The sequence below is a fragment of the Proteus sp. G4415 genome (genome assembly GCF_963896075.1).
Classification (GTDB): domain Bacteria; phylum Pseudomonadota; class Gammaproteobacteria; order Enterobacterales; family Enterobacteriaceae; genus Proteus; species Proteus mirabilis.
The window spans coordinates 1-24,760 of the sequence record NZ_CAWQOK010000071.1; the positions used below are offsets into that span (position 1 = coordinate 1).

Here is a 24,760-nt window from a genome sequence, read left to right on the forward strand (position 1 = left end):
GCCTGTATACTAACAGAAAATAGCCGTGTGTCTCTGTTTATTTTGCCAAAATAAAGCTAAAAAAATTTATTAAATCAATGAGTTATTTTGTTTTATTAGTGGGGTTTATAATGCGTTGTTTGATTTGTGATCTATTTAAAAACGTCCGTGATATATATTGAACGCAAGTGATATGATTATTTAAAGTAGGGTGCTTGTGAACACAAGGCGCAACAACATTGGGTGAGAAATTGTGGGGGAAAATTCCCCCACAAAGCTATTTATCGCAAGATAAATTCGCTTGAACTAGGGTGTTACCACTACTGATATTAAAAGAGCACAATCTTTCATGTCTCAGTAGGGTAAAACACAAAACTGTAATACATACAGTAATCAGCCCAATAAGGGCAAGCTTAGTCATTTCTCTTGACACTCCTTGTTAAAGGAGACAGAATCAAGTTGTTGATGGCTTGAGACTGCCTCGAATTTTATGTAAATAGAATTCGGGGCTTTCGTCTTTTTGGTCCTTGCAAATGCTTGAACCAAAATGATCCAAGTACTCGCCTGTATACTAACAGAAAATAGCCGTGTGTCTCTGTTTATTTTGGCAAAACAAAGCTAAAAAGATTTATTAAATCAATGGGTTATTTTGTTTTATAAGAGGGGTTTGTAATGCGTTCTTTGATTTATCAACCATTATAAAAAAACGCCAGTGATAATCTGGCGTTTTTATAATTTATTGAAGTGAATTCAATAATTAGGCATTTTCTTGTTGGCTTGCTTGAATTGCAGTTAATGCAACAGTGTAGACGATATCATCGACTAACGCGCCACGAGAAAGGTCGTTAACAGGTTTACGCATACCTTGTAACATTGGTCCAATGGAAACCAAGTCTGCTGAACGTTGTACTGCTTTATAGGTAGTGTTACCGGTGTTTAGATCAGGGAAGATAAACACAGTTGCTTTACCCGCAACAGGTGAGTTTGGTGCTTTAGATTTAGCAACGTCAGCCATTACAGCCGCATCGTATTGTAAAGGACCATCAATAATCAGATCTGGACGTTTTTCTTGTGCTAAACGAGTTGCTTCTCGCACTTTTTCAACGTCACTGCCAGCACCTGAGTTACCTGTAGAGTAAGAGATCATCGCAACGCGTGGGTCGATACCAAACGCTTTTGCTGAGTCTGCAGATTGAATAGCGATTTCAGCCAGTTGTTCTGCGGTTGGATCTGGGTTAATTGCGCAGTCACCATAAACATAGACTTGTTCTGGTAATAGCATAAAGAACACAGAAGACACTAATGAGCTACCGGGTGCAGTTTTAATTAACTGTAGTGGTGGGCGAATAGTGTTAGCGGTTGTATGAACAGCGCCAGAAACAAGACCATCAACGACGCCTTTTTCTAACATTAAGGTACCGAGAACAACGTTATCTTCTAACTGTTCACGAGCAACAACTTCTGTCATACCTTTGTTTTTACGCAGTTCAACTAAGCGAGGTACATAAATTTCACGTACTTCTTTAGGATTGATGAGTTCAATACCTGTACCTAATTCAACACCTTGTGCCGCAGCAACACGACGAATTTCTTCAGGATCACCTAATAGTACACAGGTTGCGATACCACGTTCAGCACAAATAGACGCGGCTTTAACGGTACGAGGTTCATCACCTTCAGGTAATACGATGCGTTTTTTCGCCTTACGAGCTAATTCCGTTAATTGATAACGGAATGCTGGTGGTGATAAACGATTAGGACGTTCAGAGTTTGCTGTCAGTGAATCAATCCATTGGTTATTGATATGTTGAGCAACATAGTTCTGAATTTTTTCGATACGCTCATGGTCATCTGCTGGCACTTCTAAGCTAAAGCTTTGCAGATTTAATGAAGTCTGCCAAGTGTTTGAATTAACCATAAAGATAGGTAGACCAGTCTCAAATGCACGCTCACACAATTGTTTAATTGGTGCATCGATTTGGTAACCACCTGTGAGTAAGATAGCACCGATTTCAACGCCATTCATTGCAGCAAGACATGCTGAAACTAAAACATCTGGGCGATCGGCAGAAGTGACAAGCAATGAACCTGGGCGGAAATGCTCTAACATATGTGGAATACTACGAGCACAGAAAGTCACAGACTTAATACGACGAGTTTCAATATCACCCTTATTGATGATAGTCGCATTTAAGTGTTTTGCCATATCTGTAGCACGAGTAGCGATTAAATCGAAGTTCCATGGAATGCAACCCAATAAAGGAAGTGGGCTATTTTTTTCGATGGTATTTAAATCGACATTAGAGATAATCGCTTTGCTTGAGTCATCAAAAATTTCTGATAAATCAGGGCGAGTACGACCTTGATCATCCACAGGGGCATTTAATTTATTAACAATCACACCTGTGATATTTTGATTTTTTACACCACCAAATTCAGCACGAGCAAATTCAATGCGCTCTTTTAACTGCTCAGCGGTGTTGTTGCCTAATGCAGTAACGAAAACAATTTCAGCACCTAATGTTTTGGCAATCTCATAGTTTAAAGATTGTGCAAAAGGGTGCTTACGCATTGGCACTAAGCCTTCAATCAGTACAACTTCTGCATCAGCAGTATTTTCGTGATATCTAGCAACAATTTCTTCCATCAGAACATCTTTTTTATTGGAGCTGAGTAATGACTCAACGTAATCCATATTTAAAGGTTCTGCGGATTGAATTGTGGAGTGAGAGCGGATAATCGCAGTGGTTTGATCTAATGCGCCTTTAACACGAGGCTGTGCGATAGGTTTGAATACACTAAGGCGAACGCCTTTTTGTTCCATAGAACGGATTACACCCAAGCTGACGCTGGTTAAACCTACGCGTGTATCAGTTGGGACTAGCATAATTGTACGGGACACGGAAACCTCTTTAAATATCGGTTGCTCGTTATGTGAAACAGTACTGCCAGCATAACACTGGCAGTACATCAAAAAACTTAAGCGGTCAGGCGGCTAGCATCCTGAGCGATAACTAACTCTTCGTTAGTTGGGATAACAACAGCAAGACGGCTGTTATCGGTAGTGATGGTGCCTGATTTACCGAAACGTGCATCTAAGTTACGCTGATGATCAACTTCAAAACCTAATAGAGCGAGTTTTTTCAGTGATAATTCACGAACCATTGCTGCATTTTCACCGATACCACCAGTGAAGATAATGGCATCTAAACGACCTTCCATCAGTGCACAATAAGAACCGATGTATTTCGCTAAGCGATGGCAGTAAACGTCCATTGCACGTTTAGCATCAGCTTTTGTTTCGTAGTTATCTTCAACATAACGGCAGTCACTAGTAACTTCCGTTAAACCTAATAAACCAGATTCTTTAGTGAGCAGTTTATTAATATCTTCAACGCTCATACCTAAAGTGTCATGTAAATGGAACACGATAGCAGGATCGATATCACCACTACGAGTACCCATGACTAAACCTTCTAATGGTGTTAAACCCATAGAAGTATCAACACATTTACCGTTAACAATAGCAGAAACAGAACCACCATTACCTAAATGGCAAGTGATTACGTTCAGTTCATCAACAGGTTTATTTAACATTTTAGCTGCTTCACGGGAAACAAAGAAATGGCTAGTTCCGTGAGCACCGTAACGGCGGATGCTGTGATCTTTATATAAGCTGTATGGCAGAGCATACAGATAAGCTTCTTCTGGCATTGTTTGGTGGAATGCAGTGTCAAATACTGCCACCATTTTATTAATTAAATGAGGGAAGGCTTTACGCGCTTCTTCAATACCAATAAGGTGAGCTGGGTTATGTAATGGGGCAAATGGAATAGCCGCCTCAATACCTTTGATGACTTCGTCAGTAATGACGACAGATTTAGTAAATTTCTCGCCACCGTGAACAATACGATGACCAATTGCTGCGATTTGTTGTGAAAGTTCTGGTTTTTCAGCCAGAATAGTATTAACAATAAAGTTTAATGCTTCGCTGTGGGCAGCACCAGCGCCTAAAGCCGCTTCATGTTTCTGACCATCCATTTTCCACTTCAGGCGGGCTTCAGGAAGGTTGAAGCACTCAGCCAAGCCTGAAAGGAATTCTTCACCATTTTCTGGGTTAATAATTGCAAACTTAAGAGAAGAACTACCGCAGTTCAGTACCAGCACCAGCTTACTTGACATGGAATTACCTATTTATCTTGTTGTCGTAGTGTCTTTTATATTATAAAGACGATGGTTAATAAAACGTCACTCATAAAAGCCTATCGCATTACTATGATGACATTAATGATACGCATCATGCTTAGGGTAAAAAACTTGATGCTAATTATAGTTGCCAATCATCAATTGGACGATTTTTATTCACCCCAAAATTTTTGCCCGAAAATCGGCGAAAAGGGTTGAAAATCACGCCGGCAAACAAAATATAGCGCTTTATTGCCACAAACCTTTAGAATGAGCACAGGATACAGAGTAAAGGCAACAAAGACAAAATATACTTAATTCTACTAAAAGATTTTTATTCTTTATAGATGTTTTTTAAAAGTTATAGAAAAAATTGATTGAGGTCATTATGAACGAACCGACAGTGACTCCCCCAGGTTTCTTCAAAAAGTTACGCCTAGGGAACGAGTATCTAAAAACCTGGCCGGTTGAGAAGCAATTAGCCCCAGTTTTTCCTGAAAATAGAATGATAAAAGCAACGCGTTTTGGCATACGTTATATGCCTCCTATCGCTATTTTTACATTAACCTGGCAAATTGCATTAGGTGGCGATTTAGGGCCGGCGATCACTACTGCACTTTTTGCCTGTAGCCTGCCAATGCAAGGATTATGGTGGTTAGGAAAACGCGCTGCAACGCCATTACCCGCTGTGTTACTCAATTGGTTTTATGAAATTCGTGAAAAATTTGAGCAAGCGGGTATAGCATTAGCCCCAGTAGAAAAGACGCCAACCTATCTCTCATTAGCGCATTTGCTTAAACGTGCTTTTAAGCAACTTGATCGCTCTTTTCTTGATGATGTGTAGAACATTTGTTCTACCTTCTTCATAGGTTATTTAATGGATTAAAATTACCCCTGTTTAGATCAAAAAACGTGTTGTTAGCACTACTCAAGTGTTTTGATTAATGCCATGCTCTCTTCAATAATTTCTTTGGAGAATTAATGATGGAAATGACACACGCACAACGCTTGATCCTCTCTAATCAATATAAAATGATGACTATGATGGATCCTGATAACGCTGAACGTTATCGTCGCTATCAGACAATTATTGAACGTGGTTATGGATTACAATTACGTGAATTAGACCGCGATTTTGATGAGATGTCAGAAGAGACCTGCCGAACCATTATTAACATCATGGAAATGTACCATGCATTGCAAGTTTCTCGAGAAAATTTAAAATCACCAGAAATGCCGGATGCTCGTCGAGTGGCATTTATGGGCTTTGATGCAGCAACAGAATCTCGTTATCTTAGCTATGTACGCTTTATGGTCAATACTGAAGGGCGATATACGCATTTTGATAGTGGTAGTCATGGTTTTAACTCTCAAACGCCTATGTGGGAGAAATACCAAAGAATGCTGGCTGTTTGGTTAGCCTGTCCACGTCAATATCACCTAAGCAGTGTTGAGATCCAACAAATACTGAATGCGTAATTATTAACGCATCACGATAAGGTAGGCATAAAATATGACAATCACCTGTAAAGGCTTTCTTTTTGATTTAGATGGTACATTAGTTGATTCATTGCCTGTTGTTGAATACTGTTGGGCACTATTTGGTGAGCGAGTAGGGGTATCAACACAAGAAATTAATAACTATATCCATGGAAAGCCGGCCATTGAGTCGATTCGCCATTTTATGCCTAATGCTACGCAAGCACAGATTGAAGAGACTTTTCGTTGGCTAGAAAAGTTAGAAGCGACACAAACAGAAGGATTAGCCCCTCTTCCGGGGGCTATCGAACTCATTAATCGCTTAAACGACTTAGCGATCCCTTGGGCAATTGTCACCTCAGGCACAGTACCAATTGCCTCTACTCGTCAGTCAGTTACAGGTATTCCTGAGCCTAAACATTGGGTGACGGCAGAATGTATCACTCAAGGGAAACCCAACCCTGAGCCTTATCTTTTAGGGGCAAAAAAATTAGGCTTGGCTCCCGAAGAGTGTGTGGTTTTTGAAGATGCTGCTGCAGGTATTTATTCTGGTTTAGATGCCGGGTGTCAGGTTATTGCCGTACATGCTCCGATTTCCCTTCCTCGTCGTAATGAAATTGATTTAATCATTGATTCATTAAATGATTTACAAATTGACAAAGAAAATCAGCAAGTCGTTATTAAGCATAAATGTTAATCATTTATTTGATCATATAACGAGATTTATATTGGTAAAAATGGTCTACTTATCAATGCAGTGAATTGACGTATTAATCTGTTTTCACTTATTGCTGATCGAGGCCATTTTGAATAGCGAATTATTATGGGTTTTAAGCCTGCTATTGATAGCTATTGTCCTTTTTACGACCAACAAAATCCGCATGGATGTGGTCGCTTTACTTGTCATCGTCGCTTTTGTTCTTAGCGGCACACTCTCATTAAATGAAGCCACGGTAGGATTTAGCGATCCGAACGTATTACTGATTGCGGCCCTTTTTGTTATTGGGGAAGGATTAGTAAGAACAGGTGTGGCATATCAAATGGGAGATTGGCTAGTACGAGTTGCGGGTAGTAGTGAAGTAAAAATGCTGGTGCTATTAATGATCTGTGTTGCAAGTTTAGGGGCTTTTATGAGCTCGACAGGGGTGGTGGCTATTTTTATTCCTGTGGTGCTCAGTGTGGCGGCACGGATGAAAACTTCTCCCAGTCGATTAATGATGCCTCTTGGCTTTGCGGGGTTAATTAGTGGTTTAATGACCCTAGTTGCGACACCGCCTAATATGGTGGTTAATAGTGAATTAGTTAGGGAAGGGCTACCCAGTTTTCAGTTTTTCTCTATTACCCCAATAGGGATCGCTGTATTAGTTGCGGGTGTGTTATATATGCTGGTGGTACGTCGTTGGTTAGGTTCAAGTGAAGGGGGTAAGCAAAAAGAGGTTTATCGTCGTACTTTTCGTGATCTTATCCGTGATTACCAATTAGCAGGGCGTGCACGTCGCTTAGCCATACGTAAAGGTTCACCACTGATTGGTCACTCTCTAGATGAATTACATTTACGCTCTCGCTATGGAGCAAACGTTGTCGGTATTGAACGCTGGAGGCGTTTTCGGCGTGTTATGGTCAGTGCGACAGGAGGCACTGAATTAAGAGAGCGAGATGTCCTATTAGTGGATATGTCAGCAAGTGAGGTAGATTTACGAGAGTTCTGTCGTGAACAAATGTTAGAGCCGATGGTGTTACGTGGAGAGTATTTTTCTGAGCAATCTCGTGATGTGGGATTAGCAGAAGTCTCTATGAACCCTGACTCAGAATTATTAGGAAAATCATTAAGAGAAATCAAATTCCGTACACGTTATGGGCTAAACGTTGTGGCTATTCGCCGTGAAGGGAGTGCTTTACCGGGGAAAATTGTTGATGAGCCATTACGTCTGGGAGATGTGTTACTGGTTATTGGTGATTGGAAATTAATTCGTATACTTTCGACAAAACCGCGTAATTTTATTGTATTAAATTTAGCGGCTGAAATTGATACTGTTGCACCGGCCTCATCGCAAGCACCACATGCACTTTTTTCATTAGCATTAATGGTTGCATTAATGGTGACCAATGAAGTACCTAACTTTATTGCCGCGTTAATTGCTTGCTTATTGATGGGAAAATTTCGCTGTATAGATATGGAAAGTGCTTATCGTTCTATTCATTGGCCAAGTATTATCTTGATTGTCGGGATGATGCCTTTTGCGGCTGCATTGCAAAAAACTGGGGGCATCGAGCTTATCGTTAATGGACTTATGGATGTAGCAGGGAATGCAGGGCCACAGGTTATGTTAGTCTGTTTATTTGTACTTTGTGCCACTATTGGTTTATTTATCTCTAATACGGCAACGGCGGTGTTAATGGCACCGATTGCAATAGCAGCAGCTCATCAAATGAATGTCTCTCCGTTACCTTTTGCAATGGTTATTGGTGTTGCTGCATCGGCGGCGTTTATGACACCTGTATCATCCCCGGTTAATACCCTGATCCTTGAGCCTGGTGGTTATAAATTTGCTGATTTTATTAAAATAGGGGTGCCTTTTACCATCATTGTGATGTTGATTAGCGTTTTCTTAATACCGCTATTATTCCCATTTTAATCGGTTATCTTTTGTAAAAACGCCGTTTAGTTTCATTTATTATAAACGGCTAAACGGCGTTTTTGCTACTTATTCACTGATCTCATCTAGGGATAAACTAAAGCCTGGTACAAACACTTTCATAAAATAGTCCATCTCAGGGCTATGTCTTTCTGCTAACGTTTTTTCTAAACGATTTTTGGCCAAATTAAATTCGCTATTACCCGCAGCTAACTCTTCAAGGCATTTTAAATAGGCACATAAACTATCAGCTTGTTTGACAATAAACGTTTCTTCCTCACTATGTAATTGCTCATCGATAAGAGGGCGAAAATCTTCTTGTAACTCTTCGGGTAACATTTCAATCAATTTTTGCTGAGCATATTTTTCTATTTTTTTATATTCATGAGCAATTTGTGGATTGTGGTATTTAATAGGAGTTGGCATATCACCGGTGATAACCTCACTGGCATCATGATACATTGCTTGTAGTGCAATACGCTCGGCGTTGACATTGCCATCAAATTTACGATTTTTAATCACCGCTAATGCATGGGCAACAAAAGCCACTTGTAAACTATGCTCAGAGACATTTTCTTGGCGAATATTACGCATCAGAGGCCAGCGTGTAATTAGCTTTAAACGAGAAAGGTGGGCAAAAAAGTAACTCATAATATCTCCCAATAGCGTGATTGAAGAGATTATTGTGAGTGGATAGACACTAGATGTAAACGGTGATCAGTAAGAAAATAAAAAAACGCAATATAACCTCAGTGATATTGCGTTTTATCTTTATTAATAACTATTGATGGTAGCCGACAATAAAACGACCGAATTTTTGAATCGCCATCTCTAAATCATTCTCACGAGGGAGTGTCACAATACGGAAATGATCAGGGTGAGGCCAGTTAAATGCAGTACCTTGCACTAATAAGACTTTTTCTTGTAATAGTAAATCGAGGATCATTTTTTGGTCATCTTTAATACTATAACGATTTAAGTCTATTTTAGGGAACATATACAACGCTCCCATTGGTTTAACGCAAGAAACCCCTGGGATTTGATTGATAAGCTCCCATGCGCGGTTGCGTTGCTCGTATAAACGGCCTCCAGGTAGAATAAATTCACTGATACTTTGATAGCCACCCAATGCCGTTTGGATCGCGTGTTGCATCGGCACGTTGGCACATAAGCGCATAGATGCCAGCATATTTAAGCCTTCAATATAGCCTTTTGCTTGTTTTTTCGGGCCATTAAGTACCATCCAACCTTGGCGGAATCCTGCGACGCGATAGGTTTTTGATAAACCGTTAAAGGTAACAGTTAATAAATCAGGTGCCATTGCGGCGATAGAGTGATGTTGGGCATCATCATAAAGAATTTTGTCATAAATTTCGTCAGCAAAAATAATCAAATTGTGTTGACGGGCAATTTCAACAATTTCCAGCAAAATCTCTTTGCTATATACCGCGCCGGTTGGATTGTTAGGGTTTATAATCACAATACCGCGCGTTCTGGGGGAGATTTTACGACGGATATCATCTAAATCAGGAAACCAACCTTGTTGCTCATCACACATATAATGAACAGCATTACCCCCAGAAAGAGAAACTGCAGCGGTCCATAATGGGTAATCAGGCGCTGGAACTAGCATTTCATCGCCATCATTTAATAATGCTTGCATAGCTTGTACGATAAGCTCTGAAACACCGTTACCAATATAGATATCTTCAACAGTTACATCACGCATATCACGGGCTTGGTAATGTTGCATGATGGCTTTACGTGCTGAAAAAAGCCCTTTAGAGTCGCTATAGCCTTGAGAGCTAGGTAGGTTACGAATAACATCTACTAAGATTTCATCTGGCGCTTCAAAACCGAAAGGTGCTGGGTTACCAATATTGAGTTTTAATACTTTATTGCCTTCTTCTTCCAGACGTTTTGCTTCTTGCAAAACCGGTCCTCGAATGTCATAACAAACATGGTCGAGTTTACTTGATTTTTTTATTTGATTCATAGCACGTTTACCTAATCGGGTATGACTTTATCTACATAGCGACATTTATATTTCTCATACACATCTCGGAAAGATATAAATGAAAAGGCTGTCCCAGCAAATTAACTGTTCTATCACTCTACTCTTACACTACAAACTTTTGAAGATGCTAGATAATTTTTGGTGTAAAAGGTCAGTTTATTCTAAAGAACTTATTTTGATGACTGAAAGTATCACTTAATCTGGTGGTATATTCTAATTTTGAATAAAAATCAAAAACATTATGCTGGTGAAGAGAGGGTTTTTAGTGCGTTTTTTAACAATAACCAGATGTGAGAGGGACGTTGATAAGATGTTGCATAATCAATTATTGAATAATTTTATCGGATTTGTATTATCTTACTTAATATATTAAATTTTCAAATAATATGGTTAAATCTATTTTTATTCATATCAATCAAATAGTTTTTATATAAATTAAATTGAAATCTTAAATATATTTTATAAGGGTGGATACTTAAAATAGCATACACAGTTAAGGTAATTTAAATTATTTTAAAAATGTTAAAATTTATGTATTCCTAGAGAGCATTGTATGATCTACATCTAACTTGTAATGATGGTATACAGTTCTTTCTTGTAGATCCTTAGAATGATAATAAAATTTAATTTGTTACAAAAAAATGCAGTTGCTTGCGAACTAGGAGGTGTAAACGACAACAAACAAATGTAAAGTATTCAGTATGTCTTTGCTCTCTTTTTCAGAGTAAGGTACTGTCTGAATCGGAAGTCCAATTTAGACTTTTGATAAAAAACACCAGGTATATGTAATTTAAAAATCAAAAATAAGTGAAGAATAAACAATGATTAATGCAAATCGTCCGATAATGAATCTCGACCTCGATCTGCTTAGAACGTTTGTTGCTGTAGCAGATTTGAATACTTTTGCAGCCGCTGCGGCCGCTGTATGTCGAACTCAATCTGCAGTCAGTCAGCAGATGCAACGTTTAGAGCAATTAGTCGGCAGAGAACTCTTTGCCCGTCATGGTCGTAATAAACTGTTAACAGAGCATGGCTTACAATTATTAGGCTATGCACGTCAAATTCTCCGTGCTAATGATGATGCAACTGCTTCATTAACATATAGCGATGCTGAAGGTGAGTTACGTATTGGTGCATCTGATGATTCCGTCGATACACTACTACCATTTTTGTTAAATCGTATTGCATCAGTATATCCACGTTTAGCGGTTGATGTGCGTATTAAGCGTTCTCAATTTATTGAGACTATGCTTGATAACCACGAAATCGACTTAGCATTAACCACTGCACGTATTGGACATCATCCACGCACAGCGTTACGTACAGCGCCTGTTTTGTGGCATTGTGCCCCTGATTTCCAATTACAAATGAATGAGCCTATTCCTTTAGTAGTCATGGACGAAACTAACCCATTCCGTCAGTTGGCAACAAATACACTAGATGACGCAGGTATTCAATGGCGTATTGCGTATGAAGCGGCTTCTTTATCTGCGGTTCGTGCTGCTGTAAATGCCGAAGTGGGGATCACAGCTCGTCCATTAGAAATGCAAAATGCTGATTTACGTATATTAGGCGAAAGCGAAGGGTTACCTCGTTTGCCTGAGACTCAGTACTGGTTATATCGTAATTTTGATGAGCAAAACGAAGCTGTATTAACGGTATTCAATGCCATCGAAAATAAGAAAACGCCTTATACTGTCACTTCAGTTGAAGAAGCGCATTCTTTAGATTTAGAGTAAGGCGCAGAGCGATCTTGTTATCATGATTATTTGGATAACCCATATTAACGGTTAAAAATAGTCAAACGAAACAATAAAGTGATATATCACAATCAACGGAAACAGGTGCTATAAACGCATTTGTTTCCGTTTTTTTATGCTTTATTTTTAAATAGTCACATTGGTTTAATATTTATAGAGATTAATGTATATCACAGTGTGATCCACCTCTCTTTTCCCGCTCAGTCGCTTTGTTAAAAAATTGTATGCAGGTGTGATGGGTTACACGCTTGTAGAAATTGTTAACAAATAAAAGGTTTGTCTAGGTTTTCAGGGAATAAATAGTCAAATGAAAACGGATATTTGACCTTCTCCACATTATTGGAAAGTTAATTTGTTAAAATTTGGATAAAATTTAAACTGATTATGTATTTTTTCGACTATTTTGTGAGTTTGATCAAAAAAATAAGGCACATTTGCCTATATAGAGTCAGGTTTTTCCTGAGATACTGGTGTAGTAAAATCGAATTATCGGTTAGACTAAGCGTGTTAGCAGAAAATTTGTAGGTTGACTGACACGTTTTAGCATTGGCCAGTAATTGGGTGTTAAAAATGAGTGTTAAATTTGTTAAGAAGCGACGGAAAACTGAGTGAGTTATCACAATGTTTTCCTTAAAAGAAGAAAGGTTTAAATAGATTGTTATCATTTATTTAATTAGCAAGTCTGTTGTTTTACCTTTTTTTTCGTATTAATAAATGTGGTGTAAACCGCCGGATAAGAGTTGGTTAATTGACACCACCTTTGATGAGTAAGCAATGAGTATGTCTACGACCACCGAAGTTATCGCCCACTATTGGGCATTTGCTGTCTTCTTAATAGGCGCATTGGGGTTATGTTCGCTCATGTTGCTGGGTGCCCGCTATTTAGGCGGCCGTGCACAAGCAAGGGCTAAACATGTTCCTTATGAATCTGGCCTTGATTCCGTTGGCAGCGCTCGTCTGCGCATGTCAGCTAAATTCTATTTAGTTGCCATGTTTTTCGTAATTTTCGATGTTGAAGCACTGTTTCTTTATGCTTGGGCCGTTTCCGTACGTGAAGTGGGCTGGTTAGGCTTTATTGAAGCAGCTGTCTTTATCGCAATTTTATTAGCTGGATTATTCTATTTGGTTCGTATTGGTGCATTAAATTGGACACCAGTTCGCTCTCGCCGTGAAACCGCGGGTAAAAGCCATGTCAGATTAACCAGCGGCAAACATCCGCAGCAGTAATAAGCGAGGCATTAAAAATGGATTATACGCTCACCCGCATAGATCCGAACGGTGAGAATGACCGTTATCCCCTGCAATCACAGGAAATTGTCAGTGACCCGTTAGATGCTCACGTTCATCGCAGCGTGTATATGGGAAAACTGGAACATGCGTTACATGACGTTGTGAACTGGGGCAGAAAAAACTCTTTATGGCCATATAATTTTGGTCTTTCCTGTTGTTACGTTGAAATGGTGACGTCATTTACTGCGGTCCATGACGTAGCGCGTTTTGGTTCTGAAGTATTACGTGCTTCCCCTCGTCAAGCTGACTTTATGGTGGTTGCAGGAACCTGCTTTACAAAGATGGCGCCCGTTATTCAGCGTTTATACGATCAGATGCTAGAGCCTAAGTGGGTTATTTCCATGGGAGCTTGCGCTAACTCTGGTGGTATGTATGACATCTATTCGGTAGTGCAAGGTGTCGATAAATTCATTCCTGTTGATGTGTATATCCCAGGATGCCCACCTCGTCCAGAAGCTTATATGCAAGCATTGATGTTATTACAAGAGTCCATTGGTAAAGAACGTCGCCCATTATCTTGGGTGGTGGGCGACCAAGGCGTTTACCGTGCCAATATGCAGTCAGAACGAGAAAGAAAACACGGTGAGCGGATCGCAGTAAAAAATCTGCGTACTCCAGACGAAATTTAAAGGCTTTTGCCTAAGACGTAACCAGAGCAATGTGTTGCGATCATAGTAACCCTGATCAAAGTTGTGGTGAATAGAAATGACCGATCAGATAGCGCAAAATAGCGCACGGCCAGCGTGGGAAACCAGCGATCATATTGATGATCAGGTGGTTAACGAACTGCGTCAGAAATTTGGGCCAGATGCGTTTACATTCCAGCCGACTCGTACCGGCATGCCAGTGGTATGGGTTAAGCGGGAACAACTTATTGAGGTTATGCAATACCTCAAATCTTTACCAAAACCATATGTCATGCTGTACGACTTGCATGGCGTTGATGAGCGTGTACGCACGCATCGTCAAGGCTTGCCGGCAGCTGATTTTTCCGTTTTCTATCATCTGATATCACTCGATCGTAATAAAGATATCATGCTGAAAGTCGCATTAAGTGAAAAAGATCTTAATCTACCGACTCTCACTTCTATCTTTCCGAACTCGAATTGGTATGAGCGTGAAGTGTGGGATATGTTTGGGATCGTCTTTAACGGACACCCTAATCTACGCCGTATTATGATGTTGCCGAATTGGGAAGGTCATCCACTGCGTAAAGATTATCCCGCTCGGGCGACAGAATTTGATCCTTATGTGCTGACTAAGCAGAAAGAGGATCTGGAAATGGAATCACTGACCTTTAAACCAGAAGAGTGGGGAATGAAACGCGGTACTGAGAATGAGGACTTTATGTTCTTAAACCTCGGCCCTAATCACCCATCTTCTCACGGTGCATTCCGTATTATTTTGCAACTTGATGGCGAAGAAATCGTCAACTGTGTACCTGATGTTGGTTATCACCATCGTGGTGCAGAGAAAATGGGCGAGCGTCAATCATGGCATAGTTATATTCCTTATACCGACCGAATTGAATACCTTGGTGGTTGTGTTAACGAAATGCCTTATGTACTGGCGGTGGAAAAGCTTGCCGGTATTGAAGTACCTGAGCGCGTTAAAGTCATTCGTGTCATGCTGTCTGAGCTATTTCGTATTAATAGCCATTTACTGTATATCAGTACCTTTATCCAAGATGTTGGTGCGATGACACCGGTATTCTTTGCCTTTACTGATCGTCAAAAAGTTTACGATATTGTGGAAGCAATCACCGGTTTCCGTATGCATCCGGCATGGTTCCGTATCGGTGGTGTTGCCCACGATTTACCAAAAGGGTGGGAGCGCTTACTACGTGAATTCTTAGATTGGATGCCAAAACGTCTGGATTCTTACGTTAAAGCCGCCTTGCAAAACAGCATTTTAAAAGGCCGTACCATTGGTGTTGCCTCTTATAACGCTAAAGAAGCGTTAGATTGGGGGGTAACGGGTGCCGGGCTTCGTGCTACAGGGGTTGAGTTTGACGTGCGTAAATGGCGTCCATACTCAGGGTATGAAAACTTTGAGTTTGAAATTCCAGTAGCAAGCAATGGTGACTGTTACGATCGTGTCATGCTGAAAGTCGAAGAATTACGTCAAAGCTTACGTATTCTCGAGCAGTGTTATAAAAATATGCCAGCAGGGCCATTTAAAGCCGACCATCCACTGACGACTCCGCCACCAAAAGAGCGCACATTACAGCATATTGAAACCATGATTAACCACTTCTTACAGGTTTCATGGGGCCCTGTTATGCCTGCGAATGAATCATTCCAGATGGTGGAAGCCACTAAAGGGATCAACAGCTATTATTTAACCAGTGATGGCAGCACGATGAGCTATCGTACGCGTATTCGTACGCCAAGTTTTGCTCACCTGCAACAAATCCCAGCGGTTATCCGCGGTAGTCTGGTTTCTGACTTGATTGTCTATCTGGGAAGTATCGATTTTGTAATGTCGGATGTGGATCGTTAATCATGCAAAATGAATTAAACCATAAAGAGGATGCCGCGAAGATTGAAATCGTTGATGTAACTCATTCAAAGAAAAACACGTTTGTTTTAACGCAAGAAGAGCGTGCTGAAATTGAACAAGAAAAACATCACTATGAAGATCCCCGTGCTGCATCGATTGAAGCGCTGAAAATAGTGCAAAAAAATCGAGGTTGGGTTGAAGACGGTGCTATCTATGCTATTGCCGATGTGCTTGGTATACCGGCTAGCGATGTAGAAGGGGTAGCAACCTTTTATAGTCAAATTTTCCGCCAACCCGTCGGCCGTCACATTATTCGTTTTTGTGACAGTGTGGTTTGCCATATTACAGGTTATCAAGGCATTCAGGCAGCTATTGAGAAGCACCTCAATATCCTTCCTGGCCAAACAACACCAGATGGTCGTTTTACCTTACTGCCAACCTGTTGTTTAGGTAACTGTGACAAAGGTCCTACTATGATGGTAGATGACGATACTCACAGTTTTGTTAAACCTGAAGAGATTGAAACGTTACTGGAGCAGTATCCATGACAGCAATTTCAGGAGCAAAACCGATTATTCGTAGCGCAGAAACGCATCCGCTAACGTGGCGCTTACGTGATGATCGTCAGCCAGTATGGCTGGATGAATACCGTGCAAAAAACGGTTATAAAGCGGCAGAAAAAGCATTAAAAAGCATGGCACCTGATGAGGTGACCTCTGAAGTTAAAGATGCAGGCTTAAAAGGACGTGGTGGTGCTGGATTCTCAACAGGCTTGAAATGGAGCCTGATGCCAAAAGATGAAAGTATGAATATCCGTTACATCCTTTGTAATGCAGATGAAATGGAGCCGGGAACCTATAAAGACCGCCTGTTAATGGAAGAACTGCCACATCTGTTAATCGAAGGGATGATTATCGGTGCGCATGCACTGAAAGCTTATCGTGGTTATATTTTCCTACGTGGTGAATATATTGAAGCGGCTAAGCACCTGCGTCATGCTATTGAAGAAGCCAAAGCAGCGGGTTTTTTAGGCAAAAATATCTTCGGCTCTGGTATCGATTTTGAGCTATTTGTTCACACAGGAGCAGGTCGTTATATCTGTGGTGAAGAAACAGCACTGATCAACTCACTGGAAGGTCGTCGTGCTAACCCTCGCTCGAAACCGCCATTCCCTGCAACCTCCGGTGCTTGGGGAAAACCTACCTGCGTGAATAACGTTGAAACGCTGTGTAACGTACCCGCGATTATTGAGCATGGCAAAGATTGGTATATCGGTTTAAGCGCCGGTAAAAGTCCAGATGCAGGTACCAAATTAATGGGATTCTCTGGTCGCGTGAAATATCCAGGCTTATGGGAATTACCTTTTGGTACTACAGCTCGTGAAATCTTAGAAGATTATGCGGGGGGGATGCGTGATGGGCTGAAATTAAAAGCTTGGCAACCCGGTGGTGCAGGAACGGATTTCTTAACAGAAGATCATCTCGATCTCCCTATGGATTTTGGCACGATCGCCAAAGCTGGTAGCCGTTTAGGTACTGCGTTGGCGATGGCGGTAGATAATGAAATTAACATGGTTTCATTAACCCGTAACTTGGAAGAGTTCTTTGCGCGTGAATCTTGTGGCTGGTGTACACCTTGTCGTGATGGCTTGCCATGGAGTGTCGAAATCTTACGCGCGATAGAAAAAGGTCAAGGTCGTCCTGGTGATATTGAGACTCTTGAGCACCTCTGCCGCTCTTTAAGCCCAGGGCACACATTCTGTGCTCACGCACCAGGGGCAGTAGAGCCTTTACAAAGCGCAATCAAATATTTCCGTGAAGAATTTGAGGCTGGCATTATTCAAGAAGACTATACCAATGCCAATCTTATCCGTGGTATTCAGCCTAACTTGCTGAAAAGCCGCTGGTAGTTTTCACGATACATTCTAGGTTTAACGCCTGCAATGCAGGCCTTTGGGAAGCATGCTGACTATGGCTACGATTCATGTAGACGGCAAAGAATATGAAGTTAACGGGGCTGATAACCTGTTAGAAGCCTGTCTTAATTTAGGCTTAGATATTCCTTATTTTTGCTGGCACCCAGCGCTGGGAAGCGTTGGCGCTTGCCGCCAGTGTGCGGTTAAGCAGTATCAAAATGCTGAGGATACCCGCGGTCGTTTGGTAATGTCTTGTATGACACCTGCGGCTGATGGCACGTTTATCTCCATTGATGACGAAGAAGCGAAAAAATTCCGCGAAAGCGTTGTTGAATGGTATATGACTAACCATCCTCACGATTGTCCTGTTTGTGAAGAAGGGGGGAACTGCCACCTTCAAGATATGACCGTTATGACAGGTCATACTATGCGTCGCTATCGCTTTACTAAGCGTACACATAGAAACCAAGAGTTAGGGCCGTTTATTTCTCATGAAATGAACCGCTGTATTGCTTGTTACCGCTGTGTTCGTTACTACAAAGATTATGCTGATGGCACTGATCTGGGGGTCTTTGGTGCACATAACAACGTGTTCTTTGGACGGGTTGAAGATGGCACATTAGAGAGCGAATTCTCCGGTAACTTAGTTGAGATTTGTCCAACGGGTGTCTTTACTGACAAAACTCACTCATCACGTTATAACCGTAAGTGGGATATGCAGTTTGCCCCTAGTATTTGCCAAGGTTGTAGCATGGGTTGCAATATCAGCCCAGGTGAGCGCTATGGTGAATTGCGTCGTATTGAAAACCGTTATAACGGTACAGTAAACCGTTACTTCCTTTGTGATCGTGGTCGTTTTGGCTACGGTTATGTCAATTTAGCGAGTAGACCTCGTCAACCTAAAAAACGTTTAGGCAGTAACTGGCTTGAAATCAGTGCAGCACAAGCAACGCAAGCCGCTGCAGAAATGCTGAAGAAAGGGCAACGTGTTGTCGGTATCGGCTCACCACGAGCCAGTATTGAAAGCAACTTTGCTTTACGTGAAGTGGTTGGTGCTGAAAATTTCTATAGTGGTATTTCGGCTGCCGAGCAGGCTCGCTTGACCTTAATGCTGGATATTTTACAAAAAGGTGGCGTTTATACTCCATCTCTCCGTGAGATTGAAGACTATGACGCAGTACTGGTGTTAGGTGAAGACTTAACACAGACAGGTGCTCGTATGGCACTGTCAGTACGTCAAGCCGTAAAAGGTAAAGCACGTGAGATGGCAGCCGCACAAAAAGTGGCTGATTGGCAAATTGCCGCCATCATGAATATCGGTCAACGGGCGAAATATCCACTGTTTGTCACCCATGTTGATGAAACTCGTCTGGATGATGTTGCCGCTTGGAGTTATCGTGCGCCGGTGGTTGAACAAGCGCGTTTAGGTTTTGCCATTGCCCATCATATTAATGGTGAAGCCCCTGCGGTTGATGGCTTAGATGAAGCGTTGAATAAACAGATTGACATGATTGTTCAAGCCTTATCGCAAGCGAAAAAACCGTTAATCATTAGTGGTAGTCATGCGGGTAGCGAAGAAGTTATCAAAGCGGCTGCTAATATCGCTTTTGCCTTAAAAGCCAAGGGGAGCGAAGTTGGTCTCTCTTATGTGGCAGATGATGCCAATAGCATGGGGCTGGCGATGATGAAAGCGAAACCACTGGATGACGCATTGAAAGTGATGCGTAGTGGTCAAGCAGATAGCGCTATTGTGATGGAAAACGACTTGTATCGCCATTTTGCCGCCGACGTCATTGATGACGCGATTGCTAAAGTGGATCACCTAATTGTGATTGACCATCAGCAAACTGAGATCATGGAAAAAGCACACCTTGTGTTACCTGCTTCCTCCTTTGCTGAAAGTGATGGCACTATGGTGAGTCAAGAGGGCAGAGCGCAACGTTACTTCCAAGTGTTTGAACCTTCTTTCTATAACAAAGAAGTGGTGATGCATGAGAGCTGGCGCTGGCTAAGTGCTGTTGATTCACAATGGCATGAAGGTAATCTTGACTGGACGCAGTTAGATCATGTGATTGAGCTATGTGCAACGCGTCTACCGCAATTTGCCGGTATTGTGAATGCGGCACCTAATGCATCATTCCGTATTCGTGGTCAAAAATTAGCCCGTGAACCGCATCGTTATAGTGGTCGTACTTCCATGTTGGCAAATGTTTCAGTACATGAACAGCGTCAACCTAAAGATATTGATAGCCCATTTGCTTTCTCTATGGAAGGAAACAACAGTCCAACGGCTCCTCGCCAGCAAATTCCATTTGCTTGGGCACCGGGTTGGAACTCACCACAAGCATGGAATAAGTTCCAGTCTGAAGTCGGGGGAAGCTTACGTTTTGGTGATCCGGGTGTACGCTTAATCGAATGTAGTGATAACACATTAGGTTATTTCACTGATATTCCACCAGCCTTTAACCTAGTTGAAAATCAATGGGTTGTAGCTCCTTACTATCGTCTGTTTGGTAGCGAAGAGTTATCGCAACGTTCACAAGTGATCCAACAACGTATGGACAACGCTTATTTAACCGTGAGTGAATCTGATGCCGTCGCATTAGCATTATCTCAAGGTCAACAAGCGATGTTTACTTACGAAGGTCGTGAATTCACCTTACCTGTGAAAATCAGTGCTCACTTAACCCGAGGTCAAATTGGCCTTCCGTTAGGGATGGCTGGCATTTCGCCATCACTGGTGGGTGTATCGGTTCGTCAACTGCGGGGTATTGCGTAATGAGCTGGTTATCTCCTGAAGTTACAGAGATTTTACTCACTGTTTTAAAAGCCGTGGTGATCTTGCTGGTGGTTGTCACTTGTGGTGCTTTTATGAGTATGGGGGAGCGTCGTCTACTGGGGTTATTCCAAAACCGTTATGGGCCTAACCGTGTAGGTTATGCAGGTTCAGCACAGTTAATTGCGGATATGATCAAAATGTTCTTTAAAGAGGACTGGATCCCAAAATTTGCTGATCGCTTTATCTTTACCATAGCACCAGTGATTGCCTTTTCTTCCTTATTATTGTCATTTGCTATTGTGCCAGTTAGCTCAACCTGGGTTGTGGCTGATTTAAACATCGGTATTTTATTTTTCTTGATGGTAGCGGGTTTAGCGGTGTATGCCGTTTTATTTGCTGGCTGGTCAAGTAACAATAAATATTCGTTATTAGGTGCAATGCGTGCTTCAGCACAAACAGTTAGTTATGAGGTTTTCTTAGGACTTTCTATTTTAGGTGTTGTGGCACAAGCGGGTTCGTTTAACTTAACGGATATTGTCAATTCGCAAGCCCATATGTGGAACATTATCCCACAATTCTTTGGCTTTATTACCTTTGCGATTGCTGGCGTTGCCGTTTGTCACCGTCATCCTTTTGACCAACCTGAAGCAGAGCAAGAGTTGGCGGATGGTTATCACATTGAATATTCCGGTATGAAATTCGGTCTGTTCTTTGTCGGTGAATATATCGGTATCGTTGCCGTTTCTGGCTTAATAGTGACGTTATTCTTCGGTGGTTGGCAAGGTCCTTTCTTACCGTCATTCGTTTGGTTTGCACTGAAAACAGGATTCTTCATGATGATGTTTATTCTGATCCGTGCATCATTACCGCGTCCGCGTTATGACCAAGTGATGGCTTTTGGTTGGAAGATCTGCTTACCGTTAACTTTAATCAATCTGTTGGTCACTGCTGCAGTGATCCTCTACAACGCTCAATAAGGGGTGATTGAACCATGACTTTAAAAGAGTTAGTGACTGGTTTCGGCACCCAGGTACGCAGCATTTGGATGATTGGCTTACACGCCTTTGCCAAACGCGAAACGCAGATGTACCCGGAAGAACCTGTCAATGTTGCACCGCGTTATCGTGGACGTATTGTATTGACCCGTGATCCTGATGGTGAAGAGCGTTGTGTTGCTTGTAACTTGTGCGCAGCGGTGTGCCCTGTTGGTTGTATCTCATTACAAAAAGCAGAACATGAAGATGGTCGTTGGTATCCTGAGTTTTTCCGTATCAACTTTTCGCGTTGTATCTTTTGTGGCTTATGTGAAGAAGCATGTCCAACAACGGCTCTACAATTAACCCCTGATTTCGAAATGGGTGAATTTAAGCGTCAAGATCTGGTTTATGAAAAAGACGATTTATTAATTTCAGGGCCTGGTAAATATCCTGAATATAACTTTTACCGTAAAACAGGTATGGCGATTAATGGCAAAGATAAAGGTGAAGCAGATGATGAAGCGAAACCTATCGATGTCAAAAGCCTGTTACCGTAAGGAGCGATATTCATGGAATTTGCATTTTATATTGCAGGACTGATTTCAATCCTTGCCACTTTGAGAGTAATAACGCATACCAATCCGGTACACGCGCTGCTGTATCTGATTGTTTCATTAATTGGCCTTTCAGTGGTGTTCTTCTCGTTAGGTGCCTATTTTGCAGGTGCTTTAGAGATCATCGTTTACGCCGGCGCGATTATGGTGCTATTCGTATTCGTTGTGATGATGCTTAACTTAGGAAAATCGGTCGTTGAGCAAGAGAGAAAATGGTTACAGCCTAGATTTTGGATAGGGCCGGCGATTTTGTCTCTGGTACTGTTAATTGTATTGGTTTATGCAATTAGTAGTGTCACTCATGGTGAGATTAGTGGCGAGATTATTGGGGCGAAAGAAGTCGGTATTAGCTTATTTGGGCCTTATATTCTGGCTGTTGAGTTAGCCTCCGTTCTCTTATTGTCAGGATTAATTGTTGCTTATCACATCGGTCGTGATCAGAGCCATGACGATCTCGTCGAAAACGAAAAAGTAGGGGAGCCAAAATGATACCTCTTCAACATGGTTTGATCTTGGCTGCGGTACTATTTGTGTTAGGTTTTACTTGCTTAGTACTTCGCCGCAACCTGTTATTTATGTTGATCGGACTCGAAATTATGATTAATTCAGCTGCGCTAGCCTTTGTGGTTGGTGGTAGCTATTGGGGTCAAACAGATGGTCAGATTATGTATATTCTGGCAATCAGTTTGGCAGCGGCAGAGGCAAGTATTGGCTTGGCATTGTTATTACAACTTCATCGTCATCGCCAAAACCTCAATATTGATACAGTCAGTGAGATGCGCGGATGAATATACTCTATTTAACCTTTGTGCTACCACTGCTGGGATTTTTACTGCTCGCATTCTCAGGTGGTCGTTGGTCTGAAAATGTATCAGCATGGATTGGCACGGGCGCTGTTGGTTTATCAGCTTTAGTGACACTTTGGGTGGGGATAGATTTCTTTGCTTACGGACAAGAAACAGAAGCCTTAACACTCTGGACTTGGATGTCAGCGGGGAACTTTACTATCCCATTTACGTTGGTGCTTGATGGCCTATCATTAACCATGCTAGGTGTTATCACTGGCGTTGGTTTTCTTATTCATATGTATGCATCTTGGTATATGCGTGGTGAAGAAGGATATTCTCGCTTCTTTGCTTATACCAACTTATTTATCGCGAGTATGGTTGTTTTAGTATTGGCTGATAATATGATGCTGATGTATATGGGTTGGGAAGGGGTTGGTTTATGTAGTTACTTATTAATTGGTTTCTACTATAACAACCCAGCTAATGGCGCGGCAGCAATGAAAGCATTTATTGTTACCCGTATTGGTGATGTCTTCTTAGCTATCGGTATGTTTATCCTGTTTGATCAATTAGGTACGCTAAGTTTCCGCGAAATGGCGGTACTGGCTCCTGAACAACTGACCGCAGGATCAAGCATCATTAACTGGGCAATGTTAATGGTCTTAGGGGGTGCGGTAGGTAAATCAGCACAACTGCCATTACAAACTTGGTTAGCGGATGCGATGGCCGGTCCAACACCTGTTTCTGCGTTGATCCACGCCGCCACCATGGTTACCGCTGGTGTGTACTTAGTTGCCCGTAGTCATGCGCTATTCTTAATGGCACCTGATATCTTAGAATTAGTCGGTATCGTCGGTGCAGTGACATTAGTATTAGCGGGTTTTGCGGCTTTAGTACAAACCGATATCAAGCGTATTCTTGCTTACTCAACCATGAGCCAAATTGGTTATATGTTCTTGGCGTTGGGTGCTCAAGCATGGGATGGCGCAATTTTCCACTTAATGACTCACGCATTCTTTAAAGCATTACTGTTCTTATCTGCAGGTTCAGTGATTATTGCCTGCCATCATGAACAGAATATCTTTAAGATGGGCGGGTTACGTAAGAAGATCCCATTTGTTTATGCATGCTTTTTAATTGGCGGAGGTGCCTTAGCGGCATTACCACTGTTAACAGCAGGGTTCTTCAGTAAAGATGAAATCTTATGGGGTGCGTACGCAAACGGACATTTCAATTTAATGTTAGCAGGTTTAATTGGCGCATTCTTTACGTCACTTTATACCTTCCGTTTAATTTTCATCGTATTCCATGGTGAAACCAAAACCGAAGCACACCAAGTTAAAGGCTTCACTCATACTTTCCCATTAGCGGTATTAGCGTTGTTATCAACCTTTATTGGGGCGTTAATTACCCAACCGTTAGGCGATGTTTTCCCAGAAAGCACCGTTACTCATGAAGGTAAGTATGTATTAGAAATCCTTTCTGGTGTGGTAGCGATTGTAGGCGTTGCCATTGCAGCATGGTTATACCTGAAACAGCGTCAACTTGTTTCTCAGGTGGCAAATACCAAAACAGGGCGTTTCTTCTCAACATGGTGGTTCCACGCATGGGGATTTGATGCACTGTATGAGGTGCTGTTTGTCAAACCTTATAAAGGTGCGGCATGGCTTATCCAAAATGATCCTGTTAACCAATTCTTTAATCTCTTTGGTTGTCTCTTTAAAGGCGCCAATAAAGGCTTGAGTTTCAGTGAAAACGGATTAGCGCGTTGGTATGCGGCTTCTCTCGGTTTAGGTGCAGTGCTGGTTATCGCTCTGCTGCTTCTGGTTTAATTAAGGG

The 24,760-nt window shown here is 41.6% G+C and carries 21 protein-coding genes; 16 read left to right on the forward strand and 5 right to left on the reverse strand.

Annotated features, from left to right (window positions below; translation table 11 throughout):
* Positions 1-256: 256 nt before the first annotated feature.
* From AACU95_RS08885 to ackA, 3 genes are all read right to left on the reverse strand, one after another.
* On the reverse strand, positions 257-400 hold the full coding sequence (locus AACU95_RS08885; RefSeq protein WP_004247166.1) for a Hok/Gef family protein: 144 nt from the start codon (positions 398-400) through the stop codon (positions 257-259).
* A 336-nt stretch (positions 401-736) separates the two neighbouring features.
* Positions 737-2,881: a phosphate acetyltransferase gene (gene pta, locus AACU95_RS08890; RefSeq protein WP_004248391.1), complete on the reverse strand. Its 2,145-nt coding sequence runs from the start codon at positions 2,879-2,881 to the stop codon at positions 737-739.
* Between the two features lie 77 nt (positions 2,882-2,958).
* Positions 2,959-4,161 carry an acetate kinase gene (gene ackA / locus AACU95_RS08895; protein ID WP_004243716.1) on the reverse strand — a complete coding sequence of 401 codons (1,203 nt, stop codon included), beginning with the start codon at positions 4,159-4,161 and terminating at the stop codon, positions 2,959-2,961.
* A gap of 391 nt (positions 4,162-4,552) precedes the next feature.
* Here ackA and yfbV point away from each other — a divergent pair, with 391 nt between their 5' ends.
* From yfbV to AACU95_RS08915, 4 genes are all read left to right on the forward strand, one after another.
* A complete protein-coding gene (gene yfbV, locus AACU95_RS08900; protein WP_004243712.1) occupies positions 4,553-5,008 on the forward strand; it encodes a terminus macrodomain insulation protein YfbV in 456 nt (151 codons plus the stop codon).
* Between the two features lie 140 nt (positions 5,009-5,148).
* Positions 5,149-5,643: a YfbU family protein gene (locus AACU95_RS08905; protein ID WP_023843594.1), complete on the forward strand. Its 495-nt coding sequence runs from the start codon at positions 5,149-5,151 to the stop codon at positions 5,641-5,643.
* Between the two features lie 34 nt (positions 5,644-5,677).
* Complete coding sequence (locus tag AACU95_RS08910; RefSeq protein ID WP_012368105.1) at positions 5,678-6,340, forward strand: sugar phosphatase; 663 nt, start codon at positions 5,678-5,680, stop codon at positions 6,338-6,340.
* A gap of 109 nt (positions 6,341-6,449) precedes the next feature.
* Complete coding sequence (locus tag AACU95_RS08915; protein ID WP_012368104.1) at positions 6,450-8,279, forward strand: SLC13 family permease; 1,830 nt, start codon at positions 6,450-6,452, stop codon at positions 8,277-8,279.
* A 69-nt stretch (positions 8,280-8,348) separates the two neighbouring features.
* Here the strand turns inward: AACU95_RS08915 and yfbR are convergent, their stop codons facing one another.
* Positions 8,349-8,930 (reverse strand): 5'-deoxynucleotidase, encoded by a 582-nt coding sequence (gene yfbR, locus AACU95_RS08920; RefSeq protein ID WP_004243705.1) that lies wholly within the window; start codon positions 8,928-8,930, stop codon positions 8,349-8,351.
* 130 nt (positions 8,931-9,060) lie between these two features.
* Complete coding sequence (locus AACU95_RS08925; protein ID WP_004243704.1) at positions 9,061-10,275, reverse strand: pyridoxal phosphate-dependent aminotransferase; 1,215 nt, start codon at positions 10,273-10,275, stop codon at positions 9,061-9,063.
* An 842-nt stretch (positions 10,276-11,117) separates the two neighbouring features.
* On the opposite strand from AACU95_RS08925, the gene hexA reads away from it, so the two are divergent.
* From hexA to nuoL, 12 genes are all read left to right on the forward strand, one after another.
* Positions 11,118-12,035 (forward strand): transcriptional regulator HexA, encoded by a 918-nt coding sequence (gene hexA, locus AACU95_RS08930; protein ID WP_004243703.1) that lies wholly within the window; start codon positions 11,118-11,120, stop codon positions 12,033-12,035.
* 795 nt (positions 12,036-12,830) lie between these two features.
* Positions 12,831-13,283 (forward strand): NADH-quinone oxidoreductase subunit A, encoded by a 453-nt coding sequence (locus tag AACU95_RS08935; protein WP_004243698.1) that lies wholly within the window; start codon positions 12,831-12,833, stop codon positions 13,281-13,283.
* A 17-nt stretch (positions 13,284-13,300) separates the two neighbouring features.
* A complete protein-coding gene (locus tag AACU95_RS08940) occupies positions 13,301-13,975 on the forward strand; it encodes a NuoB/complex I 20 kDa subunit family protein (RefSeq protein ID WP_004243697.1) in 675 nt (224 codons plus the stop codon).
* Positions 13,976-14,051: 76 nt separating this feature from the next.
* Complete coding sequence (gene nuoC, locus AACU95_RS08945; RefSeq protein ID WP_004243696.1) at positions 14,052-15,848, forward strand: NADH-quinone oxidoreductase subunit C/D; 1,797 nt, start codon at positions 14,052-14,054, stop codon at positions 15,846-15,848.
* A gap of 2 nt (positions 15,849-15,850) precedes the next feature.
* Positions 15,851-16,396: an NADH-quinone oxidoreductase subunit NuoE gene (gene nuoE / locus AACU95_RS08950; RefSeq protein WP_004243693.1), complete on the forward strand. Its 546-nt coding sequence runs from the start codon at positions 15,851-15,853 to the stop codon at positions 16,394-16,396.
* Positions 16,393-17,757, forward strand: coding sequence for an NADH-quinone oxidoreductase subunit NuoF (gene nuoF, locus AACU95_RS08955; protein WP_004243692.1), 1,365 nt, complete (start codon positions 16,393-16,395; stop codon positions 17,755-17,757). Before nuoE ends, nuoF begins: the two co-directional genes overlap by 4 nt.
* Positions 17,758-17,818: 61 nt before the next feature.
* Positions 17,819-20,542 (forward strand): NADH-quinone oxidoreductase subunit NuoG, encoded by a 2,724-nt coding sequence (nuoG, locus tag AACU95_RS08960; protein WP_172767752.1) that lies wholly within the window; start codon positions 17,819-17,821, stop codon positions 20,540-20,542.
* Positions 20,542-21,519, forward strand: coding sequence for an NADH-quinone oxidoreductase subunit NuoH (nuoH, locus tag AACU95_RS08965; RefSeq protein ID WP_004243690.1), 978 nt, complete (start codon positions 20,542-20,544; stop codon positions 21,517-21,519). The genes nuoG and nuoH overlap by 1 nt, the downstream gene beginning before the upstream one ends.
* Positions 21,520-21,533: 14 nt before the next feature.
* Positions 21,534-22,076: an NADH-quinone oxidoreductase subunit NuoI gene (gene nuoI, locus AACU95_RS08970; protein ID WP_004243689.1), complete on the forward strand. Its 543-nt coding sequence runs from the start codon at positions 21,534-21,536 to the stop codon at positions 22,074-22,076.
* Between the two features lie 12 nt (positions 22,077-22,088).
* Positions 22,089-22,622, forward strand: a complete 534-nt coding sequence (nuoJ, locus tag AACU95_RS08975; protein ID WP_004243688.1) for an NADH-quinone oxidoreductase subunit J — start codon at positions 22,089-22,091, stop codon at positions 22,620-22,622.
* Complete coding sequence (gene nuoK, locus AACU95_RS08980; protein ID WP_004243687.1) at positions 22,619-22,921, forward strand: NADH-quinone oxidoreductase subunit NuoK; 303 nt, start codon at positions 22,619-22,621, stop codon at positions 22,919-22,921. Before nuoJ ends, nuoK begins: the two co-directional genes overlap by 4 nt.
* Positions 22,918-24,753 carry an NADH-quinone oxidoreductase subunit L gene (nuoL, locus tag AACU95_RS08985; protein ID WP_113976899.1) on the forward strand — a complete coding sequence of 612 codons (1,836 nt, stop codon included), beginning with the start codon at positions 22,918-22,920 and terminating at the stop codon, positions 24,751-24,753. The genes nuoK and nuoL overlap by 4 nt, the downstream gene beginning before the upstream one ends.
* Positions 24,754-24,760: the final 7 nt, after the last annotated feature.